At 40.1% G+C, this 14640-nt stretch carries 16 protein-coding genes; 7 read left to right on the forward strand and 9 right to left on the reverse strand.

Annotation, left to right across the window (positions count from 1 at the left end):
- Window positions 1-7 precede the first annotated feature (7 nt).
- The 4 genes from carA (at window position 8) to NXS00_RS24775 (ending at window position 3356) form a co-directional block, all read left to right on the forward strand.
- Window positions 8-1117 carry a glutamine-hydrolyzing carbamoyl-phosphate synthase small subunit gene (carA, locus tag NXS00_RS24760; RefSeq protein WP_258101977.1) on the forward strand — a complete coding sequence of 370 codons (1110 nt, stop codon included), beginning with the start codon at window positions 8-10 and terminating at the stop codon, window positions 1115-1117.
- Window positions 1114-2394: a phosphopyruvate hydratase gene (gene eno / locus NXS00_RS24765; RefSeq protein ID WP_258101978.1), complete on the forward strand. Its 1281-nt coding sequence runs from the start codon at window positions 1114-1116 to the stop codon at window positions 2392-2394. The genes carA and eno overlap by 4 nt, the downstream gene beginning before the upstream one ends.
- 111 nt (window positions 2395-2505) lie before the next feature.
- Entirely contained in the window at window positions 2506-2805 is a 300-nt protein-coding gene (locus tag NXS00_RS24770; protein ID WP_258101979.1) for an FtsB family cell division protein, read from the forward strand.
- On the forward strand, window positions 2802-3356 hold the full coding sequence (locus tag NXS00_RS24775; RefSeq protein ID WP_258101980.1) for a hypothetical protein: 555 nt from the start codon (window positions 2802-2804) through the stop codon (window positions 3354-3356). Before NXS00_RS24770 ends, NXS00_RS24775 begins: the two co-directional genes overlap by 4 nt.
- On the opposite strand, the gene NXS00_RS24780 is transcribed toward NXS00_RS24775, so the two are convergent.
- The 3 genes from NXS00_RS24780 to NXS00_RS24790 form a co-directional block, all read right to left on the reverse strand.
- Window positions 3353-5071, reverse strand: coding sequence for a DEAD/DEAH box helicase (locus tag NXS00_RS24780; RefSeq protein ID WP_258101981.1), 1719 nt, complete (start codon window positions 5069-5071; stop codon window positions 3353-3355). The two genes, NXS00_RS24775 and NXS00_RS24780, sit on opposite strands and share 4 nt — an antisense overlap.
- Before the next feature lie 9 nt (window positions 5072-5080).
- Window positions 5081-6157 carry an Ldh family oxidoreductase gene (locus tag NXS00_RS24785; protein ID WP_258101982.1) on the reverse strand — a complete coding sequence of 359 codons (1077 nt, stop codon included), beginning with the start codon at window positions 6155-6157 and terminating at the stop codon, window positions 5081-5083.
- A gap of 114 nt (window positions 6158-6271) precedes the next feature.
- Window positions 6272-7213, reverse strand: coding sequence for a Ppx/GppA phosphatase family protein (locus NXS00_RS24790; RefSeq protein WP_258101983.1), 942 nt, complete (start codon window positions 7211-7213; stop codon window positions 6272-6274).
- A 246-nt stretch (window positions 7214-7459) separates the two neighbouring features.
- On the opposite strand from NXS00_RS24790, the gene NXS00_RS24795 reads away from it, so the two are divergent.
- From NXS00_RS24795 to NXS00_RS24805, 3 genes are read left to right on the forward strand one after another with little or no spacing between them, the layout of a single operon-like run.
- Window positions 7460-8974, forward strand: coding sequence for an acyl-CoA carboxylase subunit beta (locus tag NXS00_RS24795; RefSeq protein WP_373418681.1), 1515 nt, complete (start codon window positions 7460-7462; stop codon window positions 8972-8974).
- Between the two features lie 22 nt (window positions 8975-8996).
- The gene (locus tag NXS00_RS24800) at window positions 8997-10067 is read left to right on the forward strand and encodes a M42 family metallopeptidase (RefSeq protein WP_258101985.1); all 1071 of its coding nucleotides are present in this window, start codon (window positions 8997-8999) and stop codon (window positions 10065-10067) included.
- Complete coding sequence (locus NXS00_RS24805; protein ID WP_258101986.1) at window positions 10064-10828, forward strand: ABC transporter substrate-binding protein; 765 nt, start codon at window positions 10064-10066, stop codon at window positions 10826-10828. The genes NXS00_RS24800 and NXS00_RS24805 overlap by 4 nt, the downstream gene beginning before the upstream one ends.
- A gap of 136 nt (window positions 10829-10964) precedes the next feature.
- Here the strand turns inward: NXS00_RS24805 and NXS00_RS24810 are convergent, their stop codons facing one another.
- Genes NXS00_RS24810 through NXS00_RS24835 form a run of 6 tightly spaced genes read right to left on the reverse strand, consistent with a single transcriptional unit; the run spans window position 10965 to window position 14638 of the window.
- A complete protein-coding gene (locus tag NXS00_RS24810) occupies window positions 10965-11795 on the reverse strand; it encodes an ABC transporter permease subunit (RefSeq protein ID WP_258101987.1) in 831 nt (276 codons plus the stop codon).
- Complete coding sequence (locus NXS00_RS24815; protein WP_258101988.1) at window positions 11792-12685, reverse strand: ABC transporter ATP-binding protein; 894 nt, start codon at window positions 12683-12685, stop codon at window positions 11792-11794. The genes NXS00_RS24810 and NXS00_RS24815 overlap by 4 nt, the downstream gene beginning before the upstream one ends.
- Entirely contained in the window at window positions 12682-13188 is a 507-nt protein-coding gene (locus NXS00_RS24820) for a DUF4252 domain-containing protein (protein WP_258101989.1), read from the reverse strand. The genes NXS00_RS24815 and NXS00_RS24820 overlap by 4 nt, the downstream gene beginning before the upstream one ends.
- Complete coding sequence (locus NXS00_RS24825; protein ID WP_258101990.1) at window positions 13175-13696, reverse strand: DUF4252 domain-containing protein; 522 nt, start codon at window positions 13694-13696, stop codon at window positions 13175-13177. Before NXS00_RS24825 ends, NXS00_RS24820 begins: the two co-directional genes overlap by 14 nt.
- Before the next feature lie 20 nt (window positions 13697-13716).
- A complete protein-coding gene (locus NXS00_RS24830; protein WP_258101991.1) occupies window positions 13717-14142 on the reverse strand; it encodes a PG0215 family putative anti-sigma factor in 426 nt (141 codons plus the stop codon).
- The gene (locus NXS00_RS24835; RefSeq protein ID WP_258101992.1) at window positions 14126-14638 is read right to left on the reverse strand and encodes a GFO_1088 family ECF-type sigma factor; all 513 of its coding nucleotides are present in this window, start codon (window positions 14636-14638) and stop codon (window positions 14126-14128) included. The genes NXS00_RS24830 and NXS00_RS24835 overlap by 17 nt, the downstream gene beginning before the upstream one ends.
- Window positions 14639-14640 lie beyond the last annotated feature (2 nt).

Here is a 14640-nt window from a genome sequence, read left to right on the forward strand (position 1 = left end):
GCCTTCAATGAAGCAACCTGAAAGAACAAAAGCAATTTTATTACTAGAGGATGGTACCGTATACGAAGGGTACTCAATTGGTAAATCTGGTACCTCTGGCGGAGAGATTTGTTTTAACACTGGTATGACTGGATATCAGGAGATTTATACGGATCCTTCGTACTATGGTCAGATCATCGTAAATACCACAGCTCACATTGGTAACTATGGTGTGCATACTGATGAAGATGAATCAGGGCATCCAATGATCAAAGGATTGGTTGTTAATGATTTTACCCATCAGTACAGTCGCAATACAGCAACTGAAGGTTTACATGAATATTTGGACAGGTACAATACAGTAGGTATTGCTGGTTTAGATACTCGTAAACTAGTGCGATATATTCGTAAAGCTGGTGCAATGAATGCGATTATCTCTTCAGAGATTTTCGATGTTGATGAACTTAAGAAAGAACTAGCGAAGGTTCCAAGTATGGAATCACTGGAGCTGTCTAGTGTAGTAACTACAAAGGAAGTTTACGAAGTAGGTGCTGACAATGACGGTGTTAAGATCGCTGTTCTTGATTTCGGAATCAAACGCTCTATTCTAAAGAATTTTGAAAAGCGTAACTGTCACTGTAAGGTTTTTCCAGCGAAGACTTCTTTTGAAGAAATGGAAAAATGGTCACCTGATGGATATTTCCTATCCAATGGACCTGGTGATCCTGCAGCAATGGATTACGCAGTTGGTACTGTAAAGGAAATCCTTGCAAAAGATAAGCCTTTGTTTGGTATCTGTCTAGGAAACCAATTATTGGCTAGAGCAGTGGATATTGATACGTTTAAAATGCACCATGGGCATAGAGGACTTAATCACCCAGTGAAAAATTTGAACACTGGAAGAAGTGAAGTAACTTCTCAAAATCATGGATTTGCAGTAAAGATGGATTCTCTGAAATCATCTGAATCTGCTGAATTAACCCATCTCGATTTAAATGATGATACTGTTGAGGGCTTACGATTAACAAAGAAGCCAGCTTTTTCTGTTCAGTATCACCCGGAATCATCTCCTGGACCCCATGATTCCACCTATCTATTTGACGATTTTATACAACTAATTAATGATCAGAAATCATGAGTATTATTGAAAGCGTACACGCAAGACAAATTTTAGACTCAAGAGGTAACCCTACTATTGAAGTAGATGTAGTAACTGAAAACGGCTTTGTTGGTCGTGCGGCAGTTCCTTCCGGAGCTTCAACAGGAGAAAACGAAGCTGTAGAGCTTAGAGATGGAGATAAGTCTAAATACCTGGGTAAAGGTGTACTAAAGGCGGTTGCTAACGTAAATGACATTATTGCTCCAGAAATCGTAGGAGCTTCTGTATTTGAGCAGAAAATGATTGACGAAATCATGATTGATCTTGATGGAACTCCAACGAAAGCTAAGCTTGGTGCAAACGCAATTCTTGGTGTTTCTCTAGCAGTAGCTAAAGCAGCTGCTCAGGAGTCAGGACAATCTCTATTTAGATACTTAGGCGGAGTTAACGCTCACGTATTGCCAGTTCCAATGATGAATATCATCAATGGTGGTTCTCACTCTGATGCTCCTATCGCATTCCAGGAATTTATGATTCGTCCAGTAGGGGCTCCTACATTTAGCGAAGCATTGAGAATGGGTGCTGAGGTTTTCCATAACCTAAAAAGCATCATCAAAGAGAAAGGTTTGAGTACAGCAGTTGGAGATGAAGGAGGGTTTGCTCCTAACTTCTCTGGTGGTACTGAAGAGGCGTTAGATAGCGTATTGAAAGCAATTGATAAAGCTGGTTACAAAGCTGGTTCTGAGATTACTATCGCTATGGATTGTGCTTCATCTGAGTTCTACGAAAACGGTAAATACAACTACGCGAAATTTGAAGGCGAAGGTGGTCAAGTAAGAACAAGAGAAGAGCAAGTTGATTACTTAGCATCTTTAGTAGAGAAATATCCTATCGATAGTATCGAGGATGGATGTGATGAAAACGACTGGGAAGGCTGGAAAATGCTTACCGAGAAAATCGGAGATAAGTGTCAATTAGTAGGTGATGATCTTTTGGTAACTAACGTGAAATTCTTGGAGCGTGGTATCAAAGAAAAATCTGCTAACTCTATTTTGATCAAAGTAAACCAAATTGGTTCATTGTCTGAGACATTTGCTGCTATTGAAATGGCTCATAAAGCAGGATGGACTGCTGTAGTTTCACACAGATCTGGAGAGACAGAAGATAGCACTATCGCTGATATCGCTGTAGCATTGAATACTGGTCAAATCAAGACAGGTTCTATGTCAAGATCTGATAGAATGGCTAAATACAACCAGTTACTTAGAATCGAAGAGGAACTAGGTGAGTCAGCTGTTTACCCATCAGCAAAATAATATTGACGAATAGTCAACGTTTAAAAACCATCCGTCAACTGACGGATGGTTTTTGTTTTATAGAAGGTCTTCGATCTTTGAATAATTATATTTTGTATCTTTAAGTCCATTATGAAGCAATTCTTTCAAAAAGTACCTCCTATTTTCAAGAACTTCTATTTCTTGTCTTCGTTATTCTTTTTGGTTTGGATGCTATTTTTTGACTCCAATGATTTGATTTCACAGGTTCGACTGAGCAATAAGCAGGAAGAACTTGAAAGTGCTAAAGAGTTTTATGAAAGTAAAATCATCGAAGTGAAAAATGATCGTGAGGCACTTCTTAACAATGATCAGTTGTTGGAGAAGGTGGCTCGTGAGAAGTATCTAATGAAAAAAGAATCAGAGGATATTTACATAATTGAAGAAGAATGAAAATCAGATCTGTGATCATGGGCCTACTTCTTATAGTAGGTGTAACCGCAGTTCAAGCTCAATACAGAGCTCCTAAAAACAATAGCTATAGTAAGCAAAATTCCAGTTTTGCCGACCGATTGTATTTTGGTGGTGGAGGTGGATTGAGTGGTGGAAATCAATACCTCAATGTATCTGTTTCTCCACTTGTTGGATACAAGTTTACAGAATCATTCTCTTCTGGGCTTCAGTTAACCTATCAATACGTGAAGTTTGCAAATGCTTCAGCAAACAATTTTGGTGGAGGTCCTTTTGCTAATTATGTTATCGCAAAGAAGTTTATGATTTACTCACAGTATGAGTACATGAGCTATGAACTCTACAATGGATTCGGAGAGAAGTTTAGATTCAATGGACGAAGCTGGTTTGCAGGTATAGGATGGAATTCGCCACTTAATGATCACGTGTCTTTTCAAGTACTGGCACTTTATGATTTAATCTACGGGACAGGGGAGAATTCCCCATATAGCCAACCATGGCAGTTCAGAATGGGTATTGTTGCTGGATTTTAATCTGCGAATAGTCTGGCTAGTCGAATAGTTTCGTAATCGACCTGACCATTAAGTGCTCCGTGTATAAATCCTAATTTTATATTACCGTCTTTGTCATAGAACTCTTCATTAGCTTGTGCTTTGAGTCGAGCAATGACTTTGCTAACCTTTTCAAGGCTTTTGCGGTCTGGCTCATATTTACTTAAGTCAAGGTCAGGATCTTGTTTTTTCAACTCTTCGAGATGGTTGACAATCGTTCCTAGTCCTAAATCACGATCAAAAGCAATTTCATCAAGCCCTTTGCCTGCCTTAACCATTTCAAGAGTCTTTTGATAGGTACTGGCCTTTTTGGGTTTCTCGTAATATTCTTGAATGCGTTCTTTGTTGCCCTCAATAATTACTGGGTCATTCGTTCCACCACATCGTACGATGAACTTCTCAAAGAGATTTGTTAAATCTTTACCTTGATGGATGTTGATCCAATCTTCACTTTCTTCCGATAATTCCTGAAATCTTTTGTCAGCTTTTACAGCTAATGGATCGAGCATCAATGATACTCTGTTAATTCCGGTCAAATTAAGGCCTTCCCAGCTCTTTAATCGAGATAATGCCACATAACCCTGCCCAGCTTCAAAAGTCTTTGAGAGGTCCATTTCTGCCGCATCCAGGGTCATACCCTGGCTTTTGTGAACTGTGATTGCCCAGGCTAATCGAAGTGGAATTTGTTTGTATGAGGCAAGGATGGTTTCTTTCTCATCTGTAACTGTCCATTCTTCCGGTTTGGCTATTACTTTTTTACCTTCATCCAACTCAACTATTGGAAAATTCTCATTGTCATCAAAACTGACCACCGTTCCGAGTGAGCCATTGAAGAATCCTTTCTCAGGATTGTTTTTGACAAACATTACTCGAGCTTCTTTTTTCAATTCTAATGCAGGAGAAGCAAGAACTGATGATTTAAGTCCTTCCAGAATGTTGGTTTTTCCTTTGGTTTCAGCGTAGAAGGTTCGAAGAGGATAGGTGTTTTCTTTTAGCTTTTTGCTGTTCATTTGATCTACATCGGCATTGTGCGTGTAGAGTTTGATAGCATCATCATGCTTCTCATCTTCTTCCAGTTTTTCACGAATTCGTTCCAAACTATCATCAGAAACATCCTGTGAACGAATTTCTGATAGAATAAAGCTTAGTGTATCTCTACCTTGACGGAATTGCTGTGTGAGGTAGCATATTTTAAGTTTAGCTTCCACCCATACCGGTGCCATGAACGCAAACTTTTCTCGGTTTGACATGGCCTCCTTAGACACTGGCGGCAACTGATAGAAATCTCCTGAAAAGATTACTTGAGCACCACCAAAAGCTTCCTGGCTATTGCGGAAGTGCTTCATGATGGCATTAATACCCATTAACACTTTGCCTGAAAGCATAGAAACCTCATCAATAATCAGTACATGGGTATTTCTAATTCGCGAAACTGTCTGACGATTGTTGCCAATCTGCTCTAATTCCTTAGGACCGATATGTTCTCGAATGCCAATGCCAGACCAGGAATGTATGGTTTGACCACCAATGTGTGTTGCAGCAATACCTGTAGAAGCCGTAATGGCTACTGGAACTTCACGCTGCCGGAGGTATTCTATGTATTGATTAAGTAGATAAGTTTTACCTGTACCGGCAGATCCGGTCAGATATATGTTCTGACCAGCCTTCAGTATAGAAAGTGCCGTTTCTTGATCCATACAAGAAAATTAAGAAGGAAACTCTACTTGATAGCGATCTGCTAGCGATTTTAAGTCCTCAACTACAGGATCAAGAAGTGGAATGCCATCTTTTTTGCGTTGCAATTCCAATTTTCTTTCCGGATCTCCAGGAATTAAAACATCATGACCTTCCATTACAGGCTCAGCATTTCTAAACCTGCCTATCCAGTTATCCATGTGCGATTTAAATTCTCCAGCTGGTCGGAAAGCATCAATTCTCATTGCTCCAAAGAAGTGGCCTATTCCTTTTCCTACAGGATCAGCAGCTGGTTCCATGAAAGCAACGAATGGAGGTACCCAAGGTCCATAATTTGCACCTGAAAGCACTGCAGAGAAAATATCTACGACTGATGATAAACCATAACCCTTATGTGAGCCATGTTCTCTATCACCACCTAGAGGAAGTAGTGCGCCACCATTTTTAACTCCATTAGGATCGGTAGTTCCTTCACCATCTTTATCCTGAACCCAGCCAGTTGGTGCAGTGGCATTTTTTCTTTGAAGAATTTCAAGTTTACCATTTGCTGCAGTTGTTGTAGCCATGTCTAATACAAATGGAGGCTCTTTATCTGCAGGGATTGCAACAGCTATTGGGTTTGTGCCCAATAAACGCTCTTTACTAAATGTTGGAGCAACTAATGGGCTGGCGTTTGTCATGGAGATACCAATACAGTCATCTTGTAAAGCTAACATGGAGTGGTAGCCAGCTATACCAAAGTGATTAGAGTTTCTAACCGAAACCCATCCAGACCCAACTTTTTTCGCTTTATCAATGGCTAATTTCATAGCTTGTGGACCTACGACCAGACCCAACCCGCTATCACCATCCATTACTGCTGTGCTTGGAGTTTCGTGAATGATTTTGGTTTCAGGTTTGGTGTTGACACGTTCCTTATCAATCAATCTCACATATCCAACTAATCTAGCCACGCCATGAGAGTCAACGCCTCTCAAGTCAGCACTAATTAGTACTTCGGCTGCTAATCTTGCATCCTTTTCAGAACATCCGGCTGCCTGTAAAATTGATTTAGTGAATTGGAATAGTTGATCGTGCGCTACTGTCATTCTGCCTATGATTTAGTCCAAAGCTATTTTTTAGCCTCAAAGTCTACTACGGCAAATAAGTAAAGAAATTATGACTTTGAGGGTCTTCCTTTTTTAAAGTTTTTTGATAAGAGCTTATAAAGTTTCTTCCTTCTCCAACGAGTGAAGAGTGTTTAATAGGACACCTTCTTTTAAAGCATATCCTGAAACTCTAATGTCTATCAATTCTAATTTGTTGATGATGAAGTTGACTAGTTCACAAGCCACAACGATCATGTCTACACGTAAAGGAATCATTCCTGGAATTGCAAGTCGCTCTTCTCTATTTTTAACGATGAGCTCTTGATATATTTCGTTAAACGACTCTAAAGTCAACGGGTATTCTGTGGCGTCTTTTGCTCGCTCAACATTTGATGTGAGGGAGTAGATATCACTCAAGGTGTCGAATGTTCCGGATGAACCAATAAGTGTTTTTGGTTGATGTTCGGCACAAGCATCAAACAGCTCCTCAAGATTTGAATCTAAGTACTCAATCAATGCTTCCTTGTCCGTTGGTAACATTGGGTCGTGCTTCTGGAATTTTTCTACCATTCGCTGACCACCTATTTCGAAGCTTTGTCTCCAGATGATTTCTTTAGAGGTACCGATGATGAATTCAATACTACCACCACCAATGTCCATAATTAGAGAAGCTTTATCACCTATCTCCACTGCCTTGTTTACGCCATAATAAATGTACTCTGCTTCTTGAATGCCTGAAATGATGCGGGTTTCAATTCCAGTTTCTTCCTTAATTAGGGCAACTAATCCTTTACCGTTTTTAGCATTTCGAATGGCACTGGTAGCTGTTGCAAAGACTTGTTCTACCTCTTCCTCGTCAATTACTTCTTTGAATTTTGATAGCGTTTTTAAGGCACGGTCAATAGCATCATCTGTAATCATGCCATGATTGATGCCTTTTTCACCGATTTTTACGGCAGTCTTTTCCCTGTAAACGATTTTGAAATCGTCCTTTTCTACCTCCACAATGATTAGGTGGAAGGTATTCGTTCCCATATCAATAACTGCAACCTTCATGGCGTATCAAATTTCAGGGCGCAAGATAACATAAAGTCCAAATACTCACGGTGTTATTTATGATATAACACCGTGAGAGTCAATATCATCTCATGATTAAAAACATTTTTTAATGCAGCCGGCCCTTTTTAACTTACCGACCTGTTCAAAAATCGACCCGAAATACCCAAAATTATGAGTTCAGAAAAGCCAAAAACTGCTTCGTTTGTGAAGACAACCCAAGAAAAAATTCAGGAACTGGAGCAAATGAATGCGGAAGCACTTGTAGGAGGTGGCCAAGCTCGAATAGATAAACAACATGAAAAAGGAAAACTCACTGCACGAGAAAGAGTAGATCTTTTAGTGGATCCAGGATCTTTCCAAGAGATTGGAAAGTTTGTGGTGCAGCGAGGTAAAGACTTTGGACTTGACAAACAACGGATACTAGGAGATGGAGTAGTAACTGGATATGGGACCGTAGACGGACGTCTGGTTTATGTATTCAGTCAGGATTTTACCGTGTATGGCGGATCATTGTCTGAAACAATGGCTGAAAAGATTGTCAAGATTATGGATATGGCCATGAAAAATGGAGCTCCAATTATTGGATTGAATGATTCAGGAGGTGCCCGAATTCAAGAAGGCGTAGTGTCACTAGGTGGATATGCAGATATATTCTACAGAAATACCAGAGCGTCTGGTGTAGTACCCCAAATTTCTGCAATCATGGGACCATGTGCTGGTGGAGCAGTTTATTCTCCGGCAATTACCGATTTCATCTTTATGGTTGAAAAGACCAGCTACATGTTTGTAACTGGTCCAAATGTGGTGAAAACAGTGACACAAGAGGAAGTTACTGCTGAAGAACTTGGTGGTGCAAGTGCGCATAGCACCAAGAGTGGTGTTACTCACTTTACCTCAAAGAATGAGGCGGCATGCATTCTTGATATTAAGAGATTGCTTAGTTACCTACCAAGTAATTGCGAGGAAGAGCCACCAATGTTGCCATATGAAATCAACGGTGATGAGATTCGAATGGAATTGGACAAAATTCTTCCGGATAATCCTAACCAGCCATATGACATTAAGGATGTGATCAATGGAATTGTTGACAAAGGATCATTCTTTGAAGTTCATGAAAACTATGCGGACAACATTGTTGTTGGGTTCAGTAGAATTGCCGGCCGACCTGTTGGGGTGGTAGCAAATCAGCCAATGAGCCTTGCAGGATGTTTAGATAATGAAAGCAGTAAGAAAGGAGCACGATTTGTTCGTTTCTGTGATGCATACAATATCCCGCTTTTAGTACTAGTGGATGTGCCGGGATTCTTACCAGGTACCGACCAGGAGTGGCATGGGATTATTTCTAATGGTGCTAAGCTTCTTTATGCATTTAGTGAGGCTACGGTTCCAAGAATTTCCGTCATTACCAGAAAGGCTTATGGTGGAGCATATGATGTGATGAACTCCAAGCATATTGGTTCGGATATGAATTTTGCCTGGCCAACAGCGGAAATTGCGGTAATGGGGGCTCAAGGTGCTTCTGAGATTATCTTTAAGAAAGAAATCTCGAAAGCAGAGGATCCAAATCAAAAGCTGCAGGAGAAAATTGATGAATACACCGTTAAGTTTGCAAATCCTTACAAAGCAGCAGAAAGAGGATTTATTGACGAGGTAATGCTGCCACATAATACGAGAGCAAAACTGATTAGAGCATTTAAAATGCTAGAGAATAAAGTGGATAAAATGCCGAGACGTAAGCATGGCAATATTCCATTGTAACAAAAAGAATTGAGATAGATATATGGATACGAAGAGTAGAGATTTTCTTTTTAAATATTTGAACAATGCTTCTCCAACTGGATTTGAATCCAGTGGTCAGCAGATATGGCTTGATTACATAAAGCCTTATACGGATACCTATTTTACAGATACCTATGGTTCTGCAGTAGCTGTCATTAACCCTGAAGCAAAATACAAGGTGGTGATCGAAGCACATGCTGATGAAATTAGCTGGTTTGTGAACTATGTTTCTGAACAAGGGTACATCTATGTAATCAGAAATGGAGGGTCAGATCATCAGATTGCACCATCGAAGCGTGTGAACATTCACACTAAAAAAGGTGTGGTGAAAGGAATCTTTGGATGGCCAGCTATTCACGTACGTGATAAAAGCAAGGAAGAAACTCCAACATTGAAAAACATCTTTATTGATGTGGGAGCAAGCTCAAGAAAGGAAGTAGAGGAGATGGGGATCCATGTTGGAACCGTGATTACTTTCGACGATGAGTTGATGGAGCTTAACGAGAAATATCTTGTTGGTAGAGCTCTTGATAACAGAATTGGAGGATTCATGATTGCTGAAGTTGCAAGAAGAATCAAGGAGAATAATATCAAGTTGCCATTTGGTCTCTATGTGGTGAATGCTGTACAAGAGGAAATCGGTTTGAGGGGGGCAGAAATGATAGCTCATCGAATTAAACCTGATTTAGCTATTGTAACGGATGTAACTCACGATACCAACTCACCTATGTATGACAAAATCACTAGTGGTGATATCAGTTTAGGTGATGGTCCAGCAGTTTGCTACGGCCCAGCAGTTCAAAACAATGTATTAGAAATGATTTTAGGTGTTGCTGAAGCTAAAGGAATTCCATTCCAAAGACGAGCAGCATCCAGATCTACAGGTACCGATACTGATGCTTTTGCTTACAGTAACGAAGGTGTAGCATCCGCATTGATTTCTATTCCATTAAAATACATGCATACTACCGTAGAGATGTGTGCAAAAGATGACCTGGAAAAGACCATACAGTTGATTTATGAGACTGTTGTTCAAGTTCAAGACGGGCAGGATTTCAGATACATTAAATGAAAAAGTTTATAGATCAGATGGGCAGGAAAGTTGAAATAGACTTTCCTGTCGATCGGGTTATTTCATTAGTTCCTTCCATTACCGAGTTTCTTATTGATTTAGGAGTAAATGTTGTAGGACGAACCAAGTTTTGTGTTCATCCTAAAGAACATATTGGTCGTGCAGCTGTGATTGGTGGAACGAAAAATTTTCGTTTTGAGGATATCGAAGCTCTTAAGCCGGATCTCATCATTGGAAACAAAGAAGAAAACTACGAAGAAGGTATTCTTCAACTTGAAAAAGACTACCCTGTTTGGATGTCGGATATCAACAGCCTGGCTGATGCGGAGCGCATGATGAAAATGCTTGGGCACTTATTTGGTGAGGCACATAGATCCGAGCACTTTATCACCAGACTTAGAATGAGATTGCATGGATTGAAAGATGCCTATGAAGGCAGAGCGATCTATCTTATTTGGAAAAATCCTTGGATGGCTGCAGGAACTAATACCTATATCCATGATTTTATGACACATCTTGGATACAAGAATGTCATTCTGGATGAGCGTTATCCAACGCTGGCTACTCCTAAGAAATTGCAGATTTTGAATCCTCAGCATGTGCTGCTAAGTTCAGAGCCCTTTCCGTTTAAGAAAGAGCATGTAGAAGAACTGCAGCAACTATTGCCGAACGCCACTATTAGGCTTGTAGATGGTGAAATCTACAGCTGGTATGGTACGCGTTTGTTAAACTGTGATTTACAGATTGGCTATAATTTCTAAGTGTTCTCCACTTGCCAAAAATGCCGCAACTACTGCTGCTACTGCTGTCAAAGTTAAGGCTGTTATCAGACGTAAAGTTCTCTTGCTCATATAGTTGGTGGTAATTGTTTTGAGTAAAGATATATAACCTTAGAAATTAGGCCTTCAAATCTCGACGAGTGAGTATAAATTGGATGCCAATGAGGTATATTCCTAGCCAAGCGGTACTGATTATCAAAGAACTAACAGGAATATTGTCTTCGATTTCTCTGAAAATGTACTTTGGAAAAGGCACAGGGATTAAGTCATTCAAAGCATGAATAGGTAGGAATGGGACTATATGAGGCCAGATTCCCTCTTTCATGAAAGGAGCCTCTGTCATCGTCACACTCGCAATTGGTTCAAACATCAATGTATACAGTGTTAATGCAATAATGACAAAGCCTGCTTTTTTGATAATGAGCGAAAGCAACATTGCTAATGTGCAGAAAACCACAATATCATACCAATAAGCAAAAATGAATTCCAATTCGTCAAATATGAAGGATGCTCCCCATACATGTGAATAAAGTGCACCATTGATTAGTCCTGATACGAACAAGAAAAAGGTGCTAATTAGTGCCAAACTACCAATCAATAATAATTTTCCTAGTATAAACTCTCGCTTGCTGATCCCATCAATGATATTTTGACGGAGGGTATTGTAGGTCTGATCATTGGTAATTGATATGATCACAATGAAAGCTATTAGAACCTTTAGGAAGGTGGCTAGATATGTAATATTTTGCCAGATATCTGGAAAATCGTAAATCGGTAAGATAGTTGGGTCAATTCCATCAAAGTCTGCTCCCTGGTTTTTGAGGTATTCCAGAAAAAATGTACCTCCAAAGCATATAATGATCAATGCGATGGAATACATGCCTACCAGGATCCAAAAAGTTCGGTAGTTTCTTATTTTAAGCCATTCTAGTTTGAGTGCTCTGATCATTTCTCTTCTAGTATTTTTAGGAATTCCTGTTCTAATGATTTTGTTCTTGTCACTACTTTTTTGAGCGTGATCCCTTTGTCGAAGCAATACTTGTTGACTTGCTCACTGGTCACGCCATCTTTAGCTTTCAACACCAATTGGTTCACCTCAGTCTGTATGCTGTCGATGCCTTCAAAAGCAGAAAGGTGCTCCTTTAATTCATCCATGTTAGAAGCGCTGATTTCGATCTCGTTTGTATCTCCAAGGATATCATCAACAGAGCCTTCATGAAGTTTTACTCCTTTTCGAAGGACGCAGAAGTAGTTGCATACTTTTTGAACTTCATCCAGAAGATGACTGGCCAGTAAAATGGTTTTACCATTGGCAGCGATTTCTCGAATAAGTGTTCTGATTTCTGCAATTCCCTGCGGATCTAAGCCATTCGTGGGTTCATCTAAAATCAATACGGGAGGATCTGCTAACAATGCAGCTGCGATAGAAAGACGTTGCTTCATCCCCAAACTATAGGTTTTGAATTTGTCATTCTTACGCTCCGTTAGTCCTACTTGCTCGATTACCGTGTCAATTCGTGAAAACGGCGTTTCTTTAATATGAGCAGTAATGCGTAGGTTTTGGACAGCTGTGAGGTATGGGTAGAAACACGGAGTTTCCAAAATGGCACCAATCTGTTTTCTTGCAGCTATTGGAGCCATTCCTTCAAACCAACTGTAAGTGCCTCCAGAAGGAGCCACCACATCTAAAATCATTCCTAGCGTAGTGGTTTTGCCACTGCCATTTGGACCTAAAATACCATAAACCTGACCTTTTTGGATGGTTAGGTTCAGGTTCTGAACGGCTTTGAGTTTGCCGTAGTTTTTAGAGAGTCCTTTTATTTCGAGTATGTTCGTCAAAATGATAAGTCCTTAAAGTCAAACAAATCCAACATGTCCATATCGTTCATGTTTTGGAGGAGTGTAGGGATTTTCTGCCAGGGAATATCACCCTTGAGATAAAAAGCGACAACAACTTCACCATCCTGGTCGAAGTAACCCACATATTGTTGGGTTTTGCCCTCTTTGCCCAGAATGCTCAAATTCATTGAGCCTCCGAAGATGGTAGCGTATTCATCAAATCCCTCAGCGAGATAACTATCGGTGAGTAAGCGATAGGATTTATCTGCTCTGGTTGCACTGTCTAATGTGTAAATCAAGAGTTTGTCTACTCCATTTACCAGTGCGTTGTAATCCTGGTTTTGCTTTAGATTGACCATGCGAAGAGTAGAAGGATAAAAGCAGTACTTTTTGTCTCTTTTATGTTCTACATGTTCTTTTAAGATGGATTCCTGCGCAAAAAGGGGCTGATAGCTCAGCCCCATGAAAAGGATTAGTATGGTTAGATACTTAGTTGCCTGCATCGATCTTACTTAAGTTCTCCAATCCACCAACGTTCATTCCTTTGGCGATTTTAGAAATATTTTTCAGATCAATTTCTCCGTATAGGCTTAGCAATACGAATCTTTTCTTACCACCTACTACCATAAGTAGTTCTTCTATTTTGCCTCCTGACTCTTTAATAGAAAATCTCATGTTTTCCTCTGCATCCTGAACGGACATCAACTCATCATATCCAGCAGCGTCTACATCTTTCAGTGCTTGCGTATACATCTTGGCAGCGTTGCCAATTGAGTCTGAAGCAATGATTTTCAAGCCTTTCAATTTACTAATTGCTTTTAGGAATTCTTCTTCGGCCTCACTTCCAGCTTCTAGCTCGGTGAAAAGAGAAAACATTTTGCTGCTGATGGAAACTTTGGTGAACTTATCATCTCCAGCCAGTTGGTTGAAGTATTTGTTAACTACAGTTCCTTGGGCATATGTGACTACTGAAGCCACCAATATGGTGATTGTAACGAATAACTTTTTCATGATCTTTAAATCTTAACTCTTTACTTTTCTTCTGAAATAATCTCTTTTGCTTTGTTGATATTACCTATCTCCTTGGAGTAGGTTTTACCTTCATTTAAGCCAGAAGAAACCATCAAAAGTGCTTTGCGGGTGATCTCGTATGCTTCCTTAGGGTCTTCTACTACAAACTCTCTCTGGGATCTCGCATCCTGAATGACTAGCACCGCTGCGATTAGTCCTACGGTGATAGCCGCAGCCACTGACCATCTGGATCTCCAGTTGGCAGATGGATGCTTAAAGGCCTTTGGAGGAGTTTGGGTTTGCTTTGCTTTCAATGCATTCCAATAGCGCCCTTCCATAGTTAAGGATGGGTTCTTTTTGAAATAAGCTTTGAGCTCTGCTTCCTCTGCCAGAGAAGTTTCTCCAGCCCAATATTTCTCCTGTAGCTCTTTAATTCGCGATTCCATAAGCTTCAATTTGCTCAATAGAGGATCTAATTTTTGTTCTTGCTCGATGAAGGTAGACCTTCACTTCACTTAAACTTAAGGAAAGTACATCTGCAATATCCTGGTAAGGTAGTTCTTCCACTTCTCGAAGGTGATACACCTCCCTTTGCTTTTCGGGAAGTGTTTTCAAAACCTTTTCCAGCCACCTGGTATGATCTGATAAAATTAACTCGTAATCTGTTTGATCATTATTAGGTGTATCGCTTTCGTACTCTGATAAAACCGTAAACCGGTTCGTTTTCACCCAGTCATAACACTGGTTTCGGGTTATGCGCATAGCCCATGCTTCTGGACTCTGGATCTCAGAGAGTTTACCTCTGTTTTTCCAGATTTTCACCAAACACTCTTGTACTACATCATGCGCGCTTTCCGTCTCTTTCAAGATGGAGAGTGCAAACCGGTACATTTTATCCGACACCGGTATGATGTGTGATTCAAATAGGTTGTTTGATGACATTT

It is taken from the genome of Marinoscillum pacificum (genome assembly GCF_024714495.1).
Lineage (GTDB): Bacteria > Bacteroidota > Bacteroidia > Cytophagales > Cyclobacteriaceae > Marinoscillum > Marinoscillum pacificum.

Bases quoted from the DNA above. Each gene is read 5' to 3' on its own strand.
- carA (WP_258101977.1), top strand. From the start codon at position 8: ATGAAGCAACCTGAAAGAACAAAAGCAATTTTATTACTAGAGGATGGT.
- eno (WP_258101978.1), top strand. From the start codon at position 1,114: ATGAGTATTATTGAAAGCGTACACGCAAGACAAATTTTAGACTCAAGA.
- NXS00_RS24770 (WP_258101979.1), top strand. From the start codon at position 2,506: ATGAAGCAATTCTTTCAAAAAGTACCTCCTATTTTCAAGAACTTCTAT.
- NXS00_RS24775 (WP_258101980.1), top strand. From the start codon at position 2,802: ATGAAAATCAGATCTGTGATCATGGGCCTACTTCTTATAGTAGGTGTA.
- NXS00_RS24780 (WP_258101981.1), bottom strand. From the start codon at position 5,071: ATGGATCAAGAAACGGCACTTTCTATACTGAAGGCTGGTCAGAACATA.
- NXS00_RS24785 (WP_258101982.1), bottom strand. From the start codon at position 6,157: ATGACAGTAGCGCACGATCAACTATTCCAATTCACTAAATCAATTTTA.
- NXS00_RS24790 (WP_258101983.1), bottom strand. From the start codon at position 7,213: ATGAAGGTTGCAGTTATTGATATGGGAACGAATACCTTCCACCTAATC.
- NXS00_RS24795 (WP_373418681.1), top strand. From the start codon at position 7,460: ATGAATGCGGAAGCACTTGTAGGAGGTGGCCAAGCTCGAATAGATAAA.
- NXS00_RS24800 (WP_258101985.1), top strand. From the start codon at position 8,997: ATGGATACGAAGAGTAGAGATTTTCTTTTTAAATATTTGAACAATGCT.
- NXS00_RS24805 (WP_258101986.1), top strand. From the start codon at position 10,064: ATGAAAAAGTTTATAGATCAGATGGGCAGGAAAGTTGAAATAGACTTT.
- NXS00_RS24810 (WP_258101987.1), bottom strand. From the start codon at position 11,795: ATGATCAGAGCACTCAAACTAGAATGGCTTAAAATAAGAAACTACCGA.
- NXS00_RS24820 (WP_258101989.1), bottom strand. From the start codon at position 13,188: ATGCAGGCAACTAAGTATCTAACCATACTAATCCTTTTCATGGGGCTG.
- NXS00_RS24825 (WP_258101990.1), bottom strand. From the start codon at position 13,696: ATGAAAAAGTTATTCGTTACAATCACCATATTGGTGGCTTCAGTAGTC.
- NXS00_RS24830 (WP_258101991.1), bottom strand. From the start codon at position 14,142: ATGGAATCGCGAATTAAAGAGCTACAGGAGAAATATTGGGCTGGAGAA.
- NXS00_RS24835 (WP_258101992.1), bottom strand. From the start codon at position 14,638: ATGTCATCAAACAACCTATTTGAATCACACATCATACCGGTGTCGGAT.